This is a genomic window from Deinococcus grandis, from assembly GCF_001485435.1.
Lineage (GTDB): Bacteria > Deinococcota > Deinococci > Deinococcales > Deinococcaceae > Deinococcus > Deinococcus grandis.
This window is the reverse complement of the sequence record NZ_BCMS01000001.1, coordinates 463,808-476,129: the sequence shown is the minus strand read 5'-3', so window position 1 is coordinate 476,129 and position 12,322 is coordinate 463,808. Positions and strand designations below refer to the sequence as shown.

13 protein-coding genes are annotated in these 12,322 nt (G+C 74.7%); 11 read left to right on the top strand and 2 right to left on the bottom strand.

What is annotated here, in order from left to right; all coding sequences use genetic code 11:
- The first annotated feature begins 128 nt into the window (after positions 1-128).
- The 11 genes from DEIGR_RS02360 (at position 129) to prmC (ending at position 10,020) form a co-directional block, all read left to right on the top strand.
- Positions 129-524 (top strand): NUDIX domain-containing protein, encoded by a 396-nt coding sequence (locus DEIGR_RS02360; protein WP_236704634.1) that lies wholly within the window; start codon positions 129-131, stop codon positions 522-524.
- On the top strand, positions 521-1,546 hold the full coding sequence (locus DEIGR_RS02355) for a carotenoid biosynthesis protein (RefSeq protein WP_305791236.1): 1,026 nt from the start codon (positions 521-523) through the stop codon (positions 1,544-1,546). Before DEIGR_RS02360 ends, DEIGR_RS02355 begins: the two co-directional genes overlap by 4 nt.
- Positions 1,533-2,210, top strand: coding sequence for a lysophospholipid acyltransferase family protein (locus DEIGR_RS02350; protein ID WP_236704633.1), 678 nt, complete (start codon positions 1,533-1,535; stop codon positions 2,208-2,210). Before DEIGR_RS02355 ends, DEIGR_RS02350 begins: the two co-directional genes overlap by 14 nt.
- A complete protein-coding gene (locus DEIGR_RS02345; RefSeq protein WP_058978493.1) occupies positions 2,207-3,307 on the top strand; it encodes a glycosyltransferase in 1,101 nt (366 codons plus the stop codon). Before DEIGR_RS02350 ends, DEIGR_RS02345 begins: the two co-directional genes overlap by 4 nt.
- A gap of 86 nt (positions 3,308-3,393) precedes the next feature.
- The gene (locus tag DEIGR_RS21220; protein ID WP_058974942.1) at positions 3,394-4,110 is read left to right on the top strand and encodes a hypothetical protein; all 717 of its coding nucleotides are present in this window, start codon (positions 3,394-3,396) and stop codon (positions 4,108-4,110) included.
- A 100-nt stretch (positions 4,111-4,210) separates the two neighbouring features.
- Positions 4,211-5,650 (top strand): phytoene desaturase family protein, encoded by a 1,440-nt coding sequence (locus DEIGR_RS02335; protein ID WP_058974940.1) that lies wholly within the window; start codon positions 4,211-4,213, stop codon positions 5,648-5,650.
- Positions 5,638-6,816, top strand: a complete 1,179-nt coding sequence (locus DEIGR_RS02330) for a cytochrome P450 (protein ID WP_058978492.1) — start codon at positions 5,638-5,640, stop codon at positions 6,814-6,816. The genes DEIGR_RS02335 and DEIGR_RS02330 overlap by 13 nt, the downstream gene beginning before the upstream one ends.
- Before the next feature lie 10 nt (positions 6,817-6,826).
- On the top strand, positions 6,827-8,077 hold the full coding sequence (locus tag DEIGR_RS02325; RefSeq protein ID WP_058974938.1) for a DUF418 domain-containing protein: 1,251 nt from the start codon (positions 6,827-6,829) through the stop codon (positions 8,075-8,077).
- Positions 8,070-8,555, top strand: a complete 486-nt coding sequence (locus DEIGR_RS02320) for a low molecular weight protein-tyrosine-phosphatase (RefSeq protein WP_058974936.1) — start codon at positions 8,070-8,072, stop codon at positions 8,553-8,555. Before DEIGR_RS02325 ends, DEIGR_RS02320 begins: the two co-directional genes overlap by 8 nt.
- Positions 8,556-8,598: 43 nt before the next feature.
- A complete protein-coding gene (locus tag DEIGR_RS02315; RefSeq protein ID WP_058974934.1) occupies positions 8,599-9,180 on the top strand; it encodes a Jag family protein in 582 nt (193 codons plus the stop codon).
- A gap of 3 nt (positions 9,181-9,183) precedes the next feature.
- Positions 9,184-10,020: a peptide chain release factor N(5)-glutamine methyltransferase gene (prmC, locus tag DEIGR_RS02310; protein ID WP_058974933.1), complete on the top strand. Its 837-nt coding sequence runs from the start codon at positions 9,184-9,186 to the stop codon at positions 10,018-10,020.
- A gap of 1 nt (position 10,021) precedes the next feature.
- On the opposite strand, the gene DEIGR_RS02305 is transcribed toward prmC, so the two are convergent.
- Together DEIGR_RS02305 and DEIGR_RS02300 are read right to left on the bottom strand one after the other, a co-directional pair.
- On the bottom strand, positions 10,022-11,398 hold the full coding sequence (locus DEIGR_RS02305) for an MFS transporter (protein ID WP_236704632.1): 1,377 nt from the start codon (positions 11,396-11,398) through the stop codon (positions 10,022-10,024).
- Positions 11,395-12,300: a polysaccharide deacetylase family protein gene (locus DEIGR_RS02300; protein ID WP_058974932.1), complete on the bottom strand. Its 906-nt coding sequence runs from the start codon at positions 12,298-12,300 to the stop codon at positions 11,395-11,397. Before DEIGR_RS02300 ends, DEIGR_RS02305 begins: the two co-directional genes overlap by 4 nt.
- Positions 12,301-12,322: the final 22 nt, after the last annotated feature.

The window sequence follows — 12,322 nt, the reverse complement described above, 5'->3', positions numbered from 1 at the left end:
GATAGAGGATGGAGGATGGATTGTCTTGCTCCCTCTCCCCCCGTGGGCCTCGTAGAGCTCCGCAGGAGCGAGGGTCGGGGCGAGGGGGCGCGTCCGCCGCGCTCCCGCCTGATTCACCGGAGGCGTCCTTGATCCGCCGTATGGGTGCAGGCGTTGCGGTCCTGCGGGGTGAGGAGGTGCTGCTGGTTCGCCGGGGCGATAACGCCCTGTGGGACGTGCCGGGCGGCGGCGCGGACGCCGGGGAGTCACGCGAGGACACCGCGCGGCGAGAACTGCGCGAGGAGACGGGCCTGAGCGTGGGCGCGCTGCGCTCCCTGGGCGTGTTTCCACACCGGCACACGTACCCGGACGGGAACGTGGTCGCCTGGGAGACGCACGTGTTCACGGCGGACTTCGCGGGTGGGGTGCCGCGCGCCTCGGATGACGCGGCGGAGGTCCGCTGGTGGCCCCTCTCAGCCCTGCCGGTGGACGTGTCCGGCGCGACCCGCGCGTACTTCGCGGCGTTGACGGCGGTGCGGGCGTGAGGGTGTCCCTCTCCCACACCGTGTGGCGGGCCGGCTTGGCGTTCGCGGCGCTGGGCGTGGCGTTCCTGGGGGCGCTGCTGGTCATGTCCGGTCTGGCGGTGGGCTGGGCGCTGATCGCGCTGGGGCTGCCGCTGGCGGGCGTGCTGGCGCTGGCGGGGGACGCGCTGGGCCGGGACTTCGCGGGGGTGCTGGCGTCGCGCTTCGCGGGGCTGCTGGCGGTGACGCGCCCATGGATGTGGTTCGTGGCGCTGTACGTGGCGCTGAAGATCCCGGTGCCGCTGTGGCCGGACGGCTTTCCGGTGCTGGGGCTGGCGAGCACGGGCGCGCTGTTCGTGGCGGCGCTGCTGTTCGTGTGGGAGCGCGAGAACGCCTGGAAGGCGGGGCTGATGGCGCTGGTGGCGTTCGTGCTGGGCCTGGGCGTGGAGGTGCTGGGGAGCCGCACCGGGATTCCGTTCGGGCTGTACTCGTACGCGACCGCGCCGGGGCCGCTGCTGCTGAGCGTGCCGCTGATCGTGCCGCTGGGCTGGTTCGCGCTGACGCTGACCGCCACGAGCCTCTCGGGCGGGCGGCCCTGGCTGGCGGGGCTGCTGATGCTGCTGTGGGACGTGGGCCTGGAGCCGCTGATGACCGCGCAGCGCTACTGGCTCTGGAGTGATCCGCTGCCGCTGTGGGCGGGCGCGCCGGTGCAGAACTTCCTGGGCTGGTGGGGGGTGGGGTGGCTGATCTCGTGGGCGTTCACGGGCCTCGCCCCGCGGCTGTTCGGGCTACGGCGGGAGGAGTGGGCGTGGGCGCTGCCGTGGCAGGCACGGGACTTCCCGCCCCACCGGGGGCCGAGCCTGAGCCTGCTGCCGGGCCGCGCGGCGCGGGGCGCTGATTTCCGCGTGGTGTACCCCATTGAGGCGTTCTTTCTGCCGGGCGGGCTGGTGCTGGTGGGCCGGTTCGTTGAGGCCGGGGTGACGCTGGCGGCGATGCTGGGGGGCCTGTGGCTGGCGCGGCGGGTGACGCGCTTTGACCGCCCCTGACATCCCGCAGCGGCACGCCTGGGCGACCGGGCTGCTGTCCCTGAGCGTCCGCCGCAGCGTGCGGGGCTCTCTGGGCGGGGTGTGGGTGCGCGGCCCACTGCCGGGCGGCGGGGCGGTGCTCGCCCCGAACCATCACAGCTGGTGGGACGGGTACGTGCTGCGCGAGGTGGCCCTGGCGTGCAGCCAGCCGTTCAGCGTGCTGATGACGGGACGGCAGCTGGCCCGCTTTCCGTTCCTGCGGCGGGTGGGGGCGCTGCGTGCGGACGAGGTGAGGGCCGGGGTGCGCCGCGCCCGCGCGGGCTGGCTGGTGGTCTTCCCCGAGGGCGAACTGCACCCGGCGGGGCCGCTGCGGGGCGTGCAGCCGGGCGCGGCGTGGATCGCGCGGCATGCCGGGGTGCCGCTGGTGCCGGTGGCGCTGCGGGTGGTGCTGCGCGGCGCGCAGTTCCCGGAGGCGTTTGTGCGCGTCGGGCCGCCGGTCGCCGCCGCTGAGCTGCCGGGTGCCCTGGCGGCGCTGCTGGCCGAACTGGACGCCGACCTGCTGGGCAGCGACCCGGAGGCCCCGCTGGCCGGGTACCTGCGGCTGGTGCCGGGCCGCGCGAGCCGCTCGGACCGGGTGGACTGGCCGTCGCGGCTGCTGGCGTGGCTGACCGGGGACCGCGCATGAGCTCACGTCCTGAACCGGACTGGGCGCGGGCGTACCGCACGGTCACCGCCGTGTGGCTGCTCGGCAAGGCGCTGACGCTGGCGGTGAACGCCGTGACCTTCCCCCGCCTGCGCCCCGCCCCCGTGCCGCCGGGGGGGCCGCGCGTGTCCATCCTGATTCCCGCGCGGAACGAGGCGGCGAACCTCCCCGTCACGCTGCCCGGCGTGCTCGCGCAGGGCGCGCACGAGGTCCTCGTGCTGGACGACCGCAGCGACGACGGCACGGGCGACGTGGCCCGCCGCCTGGGCGCGCGCGTCATTCCCGGCGTGGCGCGGCCAGACAGCTGGCACGGCAAGCCCTGGGCGTGCCAGCAGCTCCTGCGGGCCGCGAGTGGCGACGTCCTGATCTTCACGGACGCGGACGTCACGTGGCATCCGGGCGCGCTGGGCGGCCTGCTGCGCGAACTGCACGCGTCGGGCGCGGACCTGCTGAGCGTGCAGCCGCGCCAGTCGAACGTCACGCCCGGCGAGCGGCTGCTCACGCCGCTGGTGGACGCCGCCGTGCTGTCGTACTTCCCGTTCCCGCTGCTGCGCATGACCCCGCCACACCCGCTGGCGACCATCGCGAACGGGCAGGTCATGGCGTACCGCCGCGCCGCGCTGACCCGCGTGGGCGGGTACGCCGCCGTGCGCGATCAGGTGCTGGAGGACACCGTCATGGCGCGCAAGTTGGGCCAGCTGGGCCTGCGGGTCTCCACCGTGATGGGGCAGGAGTGCATCGGCGTGCGGATGTACCGCTCGTACCCGGACTCCGTGGCGGGCTTCGGGAAGAACGCCCTGCCCATCCACCTGAACTCGCGGGCGTTCATGCTGGCCAGCGTGGCGCTGCACGTCGCGGGGCACACGATGCCGTGGCTGCTGCCCCTCCCGAACCGCAATGCGCTGCGGGCCGCGAGCCTGCTGGAACGCCTGGCCGTGAACCTCATCGCGGGCCGCCGCACGCCCGCCGATCTGGCCGAGGGGCTGCTGGGGCCGGTCACGCCGCTGCTGGCCCTGCCGGTCATGGCGCGCGCCCTGCGCCGCCGCGTGAGCTGGAAGGGCCGCCAGTACAGACAGTGATGCCACACCGACAGTGGACCCCTTTCCTGAATGCGCGGCAGGCGGGACTTCATGAGCGGCTCAGGGCCCGGGCGGAGGCTCGGGGCATGTCCCGCACGCGTGTCCGTCTGGCCGCCGCCATCGTCCTGTCCTCTGTTCCCCTGGCGTCCGCGGCGGGCTTCACCGAGGCGTCGTTCGCACAGGTCGGCGCGGGCGTCTGGAAGCCGGTGCGCTTCTGGTGCGATGCGCCGGGGCGGGTGCTGGCGCTGTCCAGCACGGGGGCCGGGGCGGGCACGCTGACGCAGTGGGTGGGTGGCGTGCGCTCGCAGGTGCCCGTGACGGTCGGTGCGGACGATCCGGGCGCGGGGCAGGTGTACACGCCGCTGACCTTCGCGGGCCGCACGGCCCCGGCGCCGGGGTTCTTCGTGCACAGCAGCAACGTGGAGAACGTGCAGGATCCCGCCTACCGCCTGACGCACGTGAACGAGTTCCGGGTGCCCGCCGGGTCGTTCGGGTGCCGGTACGTGCCGCAGGCGGCGGTGCTGGCCTCCACCGCGAAGCACAGCGTGCTCGTGTGGGAAGCCGGTGGGCGGGTCACGTACGCCAGCCGCAACCGCGACGGCACGCCGGGCGTCACGATTACGGGCGGCACGCGCACCACGCGGGATGGCCGGGCCGAGTACCGCTGGAACCGGGGCGGGTACGGCTACGTCCTGGTCGTCGGTCCGGTCGGGCGCGCGGGCGGCGAGTTGCGCGTGGAGCGCGCCGGGCGGGTCCTCAGCCGCGAATCGCTGCTGGCGTACTCGGTCAGCACGCCCCGCTGAGCGTGCCGGAGCGTGTCGTTTCCGACCCTGCGGGGCGTGGGGGGTGCTCTATGCTCTGCCTCGTGACCCGTTCAACCATCAGCCCGCAGGGGGCGCGGCCGTGAGGCGCACGCCGCAGCACGTCGCGGTGATCGGCGCGGGCTTCGCGGGGCTGGCGGCGGCGCTGCGGCTGGCCCGGGCGGGCGCGAGGGTGACGGTGCTGGACGCCCTGGACGGCCCGGGCGGGAAGGCCGCGCTGGGCCTGACCGAGTTCTCCAGCGGGCCGACCGTGGTGACGATGCCGCAGGTGTTCCGCGCGCTGCACGCCCGCCTGGACCTGCCCCTGCCGGAGCTGAGCGCGGCGCGGCCCACCACGACGTACCACGCGCCGGGCGGGCGGCTGTTCGCGCCCGAGGCGCTGCACGTGGCGGGCAGCCTGGAGCCCACGCTGGCGCAGCTGTCCCGCGTCGAGGGGCGGCGCTACGCGGCGCTACTCGCCTCGTCACGGCGCATGTACCTGGACGCGCAGGACACGTTCCTGTTCGCGCCGCCGCCCGGCCCGGCCCGGCTGGCCCGCTACGCGCTGACGCGGGGGCGGCGGGCCGCGCCGCTGTCGCCGCTGCACCGCCACGTGCGGTCCGGGCCGTTCATGACGCCGTTCTGGCTGCGCTTCGCGACGTACCTGGGCGCCGATCCGTACCGCGCACCCGCCGTGCTGCACAACATCGCGTGGGTGGAACTCGGGTACGGCGTGTGGCACCTGCGCGGCGGCCTGCTGGATCTGGCCCGCACCCTGCACGCGCAGGCCGAGGCCCTGGGCGTGCGCTTCGAGTTCGGGACGCGCGTCACCAGCCTCAGCGCACACGGGGGCCTGATCCTCGGCGCGCACACCAGTCAGGGCGCGTTCGCGGCGGACGCGTGGGTCAGCGCCGCCGACCGGGCGTTAACGCTCTCCTGGCTGGGCAGCGCGGAGAAACCCACCCCGCGCGGCGTGAGCGGCTTCGCGCTGCAACTCCAGCTCTCGGAGGACCGGGGGCAGGCGCACCACATCTTCTGGCCCGCCGAGTACGCCCGCGAGTGGCGGGACATCCGCGCCGGGGACCTCCCGCGCGACCCGACGCTGTACCTGCACCTGGACGGCACGCGGGCGTTCCTGCTCGTGAACGCCCCGCCCGATCCCGGCGTCACCGACCGCCCCGAGGAGTACGGCGCGTGGCTGCTGGCCCGCCTTCAGGAGCGGCTGCGGGACACGCCGGGCGGCCCGCTGCCCGTCGCGGACTGGCGGGCCCTGTCCCCGGCGGAGTATGCCCGCACCGCGAAGGGCGGCGCGCTGTACGGCCGCGCCCCGCACGGCCTGACCGGCAGCCTCCGCCCCGGCTGGCAGCTGCCGCACGCGCGGAATCTGGTGCAGGTGGGCGGCACCGTCCACCCCGGCGGCGGCGTGCCCCTGAGCGTCCTGAGCGGCTGGAACGGCGCCGGGCAGCTGCTGGGCCTGCCCTTCGATGACCTCGATGGCCGTCAGGTACCGCAGGGAACGGAGGTGTGGCCATTCGGGCTCTGAGCACGCTGCCCGAGCCGCCGACCCGTCCGGGGAACGGGCACCTGCAGGACTGGGCGCTCTCGCCGCTGCCGCTGATCGAGGAGGGCGCGGCGCGGGCGCGCGCGGCGGGTGGGGACGTGTTCCGGTTGCGGCTGGGCCTCCCGGCGGTGGTGGGGGTGGGGGCGGCGTGGAACCGGGCGGTACTGACGGACCTGGGCACGTTCCGCAGTGCGGGGAGCCTGTCGCGGATCGTGCCGTACCTGTCGGGCGGGGTGATCCTGTCGGACGCGCCGGGGCACGCGGGGCGGCGCTCGCTGATGAATCCGGGGCTCGGGCGGGCGCACCTGCTGGCCCTGCAGGCGCGGACGCGGGCGGCCCTGCCGGGCGTGCCGGTGGGGGAGTTCGATGCGCTGGCCTGGGCGGACGGCGCGGTGCTGCGCCTGCTGAACGCGGCGTACTTCAGTGGGGCGTTCGATGAGGGGCTGCTCCACGCGTTCCTGGCGCCGCTGCGCCGTCCGTTCCCGGTGCCCGCCATTCCGCGTCCGCTGCTGTTCGCTCGGGTGGACGCGGAGGTGCGCCGCCTCGCGCACGCGCGACTGCGGGAGCGCGGGCACGACGACCTGCTGGCGGTGCTGGCCCCCCTGCCGGGCGGGCTGGAGGAGGTGCGGGTGTCGCTGGCCGCCGCGCACGACACGACCACGCACGCGCTGGCGTACGCGATCTGGTTCCTGGCGCGGCACCCGCAGTGGCACGCGCCCGAGCACCACGCGGCGGTGCTCAGGGAGGTGCTGCGCCTGTACCCGCCGGGCTGGATGGGCAGCCGCCGCCTGAGCCGCGACCTCGACTGGCACGGGCTACGGCTGCCGCGCGGGGCGCTGGCGCTGTACTCCCCGTACCTGTCCGGGCGGGACCCGGCGGTGTGGGACCGCCCCGCCGAGTTCGATCCGGGCCGCTGGGCGCACAAACCCCCGGCCTGGGCGTACCTGCCGTTCGGGGGCGGCGAGCGGCTGTGCCTGGGCATGCACCTCGCGCAGCTGCTCATTCACGACGCGCTGGCGGCGCTGCCGCCTCTGCATGCGGTGCGGGGCGACGCGACGCCGCTGCCGGGATTGACCCTCGGGCCGCGTGGGCCGCTGATCGTGACCGCTGCGGGTGATGCCCGGTCAGTGGCCCCCGGTCCGCGTTAACCTGCCGGGAATGACCGCGCCCGAGCCTGCCCCTGTCCTGCCGCCCGATCTGGCTCCGCCCGCGCCGGAGCCAGCGCGCGACACCGGGCCGGTGCGGGACCGGGCACTCCTGCCGGACGTGCTGCGCGGCGTGGCGCTCCTGGGCATCCTGATCGTGAACATGCAGGACTTCGCGGGGTTCCTGGAGTGGCAGCAGGTGGGCGTGGACCGCGCCGCGCAGGTCGTCACGGACGTCTTCGCGAACGGGCGGTTCATCTCGATCTTCGCGATGCTGTTCGGGTGGGGTGCGGCGGGCATCCTGGCGCGGCGGGGCGCAGGCGTGTTCCTGCGGCGGCACGCGGCGCTGCTGGTGGTGGGGGCGCTGCATTACGCGCTGGTGTGGCACGGGGACATCATCAGCAACTACACGACGCTGGCGCTGGCGCTGCTGCTCGTGGCGCGGCTGTCCGCGCGGGCGCTGCTGGGCACCGCCGGTGCGCTGGGCGCGTGGTGGCTGGGACTGGCGCTGCTGGAGGCCGCCGCGACCGCCAGCCGCACCGGGCCGCGCTTCGCGTTCCTGCCGGACCTGCTGCCCACGTACGCGGCGAACGTGCAGGAGCGCGCCGCGGAGTTCTGGCCGCTGCTGCTGCAGGGCAACCTGTTCAACGGCCCGTGGCTGGTGGCGCTGTTCTGCCTGGGCGCCGCCGCTGGAAAGGCAGGGCTGCTGACCCGCCCGGAGGAGCACCGGCCCCTGCTGCGGCGGCTGGCGGTGGGGGGGCTGGGCGTGGGGTTGCCGCTGGGGGCGCTGCTGGCGTACCTGAACACCCGCGCCGATTACGCGGCGGGGACGCTGGCGCTGCCGGTCCGCATGGCGGGGGGGCTGGCGGGCGCGCTGGGGTACGTGGGCGTGCTGGGGCTGCTGGCCGCGTCGGGTCGGCTGGGCGCGTGGCGTTTCTTCGCGGCGAGCGGGCGGATGGCCATGACGAACTACCTCACGCAGAGCGTGATCATGACGCTGATCTTCTACCCGTACGGACTGCATCAGGGGTTCGGCTGGGTGTCGGGCGTCCCGGCGGCCGGGGCGGGCGAGGCGTTCCCGTACAGCGGCGAGTTCGCGGCGTGGGGCGCGGCGCAGACGCTGGCGCTGGCGCTGCTCGTGGGGCTGGCGCAGCTGCCGCTGAGCGCGTGGTGGCTCGCGCGTTTCGGGCGGGGGCCGGTGGAGTCGCTGGTGCGCCGGGTGGCGTACGGGCCTGCGGCCCGGCAGAATCGTGGGCATGACTGACTCGAAGCCGCTGCGGGTGCTGGCGCTGTGCCTGGGGAACATCTGCCGCAGTCCGCTGGCCGAGGCGCTGCTGCGCCGTGAACTGGAGGCCGCGGGCGTCCCGGCGGTCGTGGACAGCGCCGGGACGGGCGCGTGGCATGTGGGCGAACTGGCGGACGCGCGCAGCCGGGAGGTCGCGGCCCGCCACGGCCTGACCCTGGACGGCCGGGCGCGGCAGCTGGACGCCGCGGATTATGACGAGCAGGACGTGATCCTGGCGATGGACGCCTCGAACCTGTTCGACGCGCGTCGCCTGAGTCCGCCGAACGCGGAGGCGCGCCTGACGCTGATGCGGGCGTTCGATCCGCTCGCGCCGGGCGCGGACGTGCCGGACCCGTACTACGGCGGCGCGGACGGCTTCGAGGCGATGTACGAGATGCTGGAACGCAGCGCGCGGGAGTTCGCTCGGCGGGCGGCGGCGGGGGCACTGGGGGGGTAACCGGGTGGGAGGTCCGTGAGAATCGCGCGCTAGACTGCGGGGCATGGATAACCGCACGAACCTGGACGACTACCTCGCGGGGCTGGGCATCAGCGACGCGGACGAGAGCGAGCTGCCGCCGCCCGCTCCCGACGCCACCCCCAGCGCCCCCACGCTGGAAGCCGCGCCGGAAGACCCTCGCGCGGCGCTGGAACGCTTCCTGCAGGGCCTCGTGACCCGCATCGACCCGGACCTGTCCGTGACGGTCCGCGAGGCCGAGGACGCCCTGGAAGCCGAGATCACCGGTGAGCACGCCGCGCGCCTCGCCGGGCGCGACGGGCGCACGCTGGGCGCGATCGAGGTGCTGGCATACACGGTCCTCGCCAAGCAGGAGGGCCGCGGGCACCTGCGCGTCCGCGTGGACGTGGGCGGCTTCCGTAAGCGGCAGGCCGACACGCTGACGAAACTCGCCGAGCGGCTCGCGGTGCAGGTCGCCAAGAGCGGCGAACCGCACGAGCTGCAGCCCATGCCGCCCGCCGAACGCCGCGTGATCCACATCGCGCTGAAGGAACACCCGGACGTCATGAGCGAGTCCGTGGGCGAGGGCGCCGCCCGGCGCCTGATCATCAAACCCCGGCACGGGTGAGACATGACGCTGCGTGACCTGCTCCGGCGGGGCGCGGCGCAGCTGGGCGCGGCGGGCGTTCCCTCTCCGGAGGTGGACGCCCGCGCGCTGCTGCTGCACGCCCTAAACCTGTCGCCTGTGTCCCTCCTGACCCGCGCCGCGTCGGAGGTCGCCCCGGCGGACGAGGCGCACTTCGAGGCGCTGATCGCGCGGCGCGCGGCGCGGGTGCCCCTCCAGTACCTGCTGGGCGAGGTGGAGTGGGGCGGCGTTCGATTGCGCTGCGACGCCCGCGCCCTGGTGCCCCGCCCGGAGACCGAGTGGCTGCTGCACCTGACCCTGGAGGCCCTCGCGCCCCTGCCCGCGCCGCGCGTGCTGGACGTGGGCACCGGGACGGGCGCGCTGGCGCTGGGCGTGAAGGCCGCCCGCAGCGGCGCGCAGGTCAGCGCGACCGACCTCAGCCCGGAGGCCCTGACACTGGCCCGTGAGAACGCCGCGCTGAACGGGCTGGACGTCACGTGGGTGCAGGCCGACCTGCTGACGGGCGTGCCGGGCCCCTTCGACCTGATCGTCAGCAACCCCCCGTACCTGCCCGACACGGACCGCGAGGACGTGCAGCCGGAGGTCACCCACGACCCGGAACTCGCGCTGTACGGCGGGCCGGACGGCCTGACCCTGGCGCGGCGGCTGGCGGCGCAGGCGACCGGCGTGCTCGTGCCGGGGGGGCGGCTGCTGCTGGAACTCGACCCGCGCAACGCGACAACTTTCGCCGCCGAGCTGCGCGCCCAGGGCTGGGCGGCAGGCACGGCAGCGGATCTGACGGGCCGGGAACGCTTCGTGGTCGCGCAGTGGGGGCAACGCTGAATCAGCTCTGGGCGTCGAGCTGCCCGCCCCGTTTCCGCGCCAGGGCGTCGCGCATGGCGCTCAGGCGCGCGCCGTGCAGGGGGTAGAAACTCAGGATCGCCAGGGCCAGCAGCGCGCCCGTGATGGGCGGGACGGTCATGAAGAAGCGGAAGCCGTCCGCGACCGCGCCGGGCTGCACGGTCAGTGTGGGGTCGTAGCCGCTGGCGCGGGTGACGGCCCCGAACACCTGGGAGGTCAGGGCGGTGCTGAGGGTGGTGATGAAGCCCGCCATGCCGTAGTACATGCCCTCGCGGCGCTGCCCGCTGCGGAGTTCGTCGTCGTCGATGACGTCCGCGAGGATCACGTCGCCCATCAGGATCAGGCCCGCGAGGGCCGCGCCGAACAGCACGGTGGTGATCGCGGCGCCCACCAGCGAGTTCACGAGGGCCAGCGGGATCAGCGAGACGGCGGTCAGGCCGAAGGCGAGCATCAGCGTGCCGCGCGGGCCCAGGCGCGGTGCGATGAAGGTCCGCCAGGGGTACAGGGCCAGTCCGGCGGTCACGAACGCCCCGGCGAGCAGGATGGTGGTGGCGGCGCCGCCCTCGATCCCGAGGCTGTAGCGGACGTAGAAGCCCATCCCGGCGGCCAGGGTGCCGGTCGCGAAGAAGCGCATGGTGAGGGCCGCGACGACGATCAGGAACGCGCGGTGCGTGAACGTGGCGCGCAGCGCGGTGAGGAAGCCCAGTTCACGCCCGGCGCTGCCGGGCCGTTCGAACAGGCCGCCCAGCCCGGTGAAGATCGCGGCGGCGGCCAGCGCGGCGAACACCCAGGCCATGGCGGTCCAGCCGATCATCCCGGCCAGCAGGGGCGGCAGCGCCAGCCCCACGAGCAGACCGAAGATCTGCACGGCGTTCATGCGCCACGCGACGTCGGTGCGTTCGCGGTAGGTGCGGAACATTTCGGGCAGCAGCGCCAGGTAGCCGGTGCCGACGGCGGTGGCGAACCCCTCCCACAGGATGAACATCACCACGAAGTACACGAGCAGCGCGACCGGCTGGTCGGTGCCGCTGAACGGCGCACTGAACAGCAGGCCGAACAGCAGCAGGCTGGGCAGCGCCCCGAAGCGCACGTACGGGATGCGGCGGCCCCAGCGGCTGCGGGTGCGGTCGCTCAGGAAGCCGATCAGGGGGTTGTTCGCGGCGTTGTACAGCGCGAAGATCGTCATGGCGGTCGCGGCCCAGCCAGGGTTCAGTTTCAGGTGGTCCACGTAGTACAGCAGCAGGAAGCTGGTGGTCTGCGCGGGGATGGTCAGCCCGAAGTTCATGATCGCGTACCGCCAGCGCTGCGCGGTGGTGGTGTCGGGCGTCAGGTCGGCGGACCCGGCGGTGGGCACGGTCACGCCGGCTCCCGCAGGGTGCGTTGCAGCGCGCGGTACGTGGTGGTCTTCACGCCGCTGCGCGCGAGCACCGCCGGGAAGTCCGGCGAGAGGAACGCGGCGTGGTTCGCCACGCGGCCCGCCCAGTCGCCGCAGATGGCGCGCAGTTCGGGCGTGTCCCGCGCGGGGTGCAGGATGAAGTGCGTCAGACCCGCCGGGAGGCCCGTGAGGATCTCCTCGATCAGCGGCAGGTGGTCGCCGCCCACGTGCAGCGGCAGCATCACGAGGTGATCCACGAGCGGCACGCCCCGCGCCGCCAGCGTGCGGGTCAGCGCGGCCATCTGCGCCGCCTCGGCTTCACCCAGCCCGTGCGAGCGCCAACCGGCCTCGTCCAGGCGGGGCAGCATCGGCACGATCCCGCGGGGCAGGGCGGCGTCCAGGCACGCCTGGAGGAACTTGGGGTGCGCGGCGGCGCCCATGTGCGCGTCCACGTGCGAGACCTCGATGCCCCAGTCCAGGGCGCGGCTCACCTGCGCGTCCAGTTCGGTGCGCGCGGCGGCCGGGTCCGCCTGGGCCTGCACGGCCTCCACGCTGGCGTGCATGAAGCCCTGCGGGTCGATCAGGCCGCTGGCGGGGTCGCGGGTGCTGACGGGCGCCCAGCGGTAGGCGCGCCACTCGCTGTTCAGGGTCAGGTGCACGCCCAGGTCCGCGCCGGGCAGGTCGCGGGCCAGGTCGGCCGCGGCGGGCGCCCACGCGCAGGGCGTCATCACCGAGGCGCTGCCCAGCGTCCCGGCGCGGAACAGGTCGGCGCAGCCGCTGACGGTCGCCTCGCACATGCCCAGGTCGTCGGCGTGGAAGATCACGACCCGGTCGCCGGGACTGAACCCCAGGGCAGCCAGGGCCGGATTGAAGGAAGCGGTGGTCATGACGGTCTCCTTGAAAGGGGCG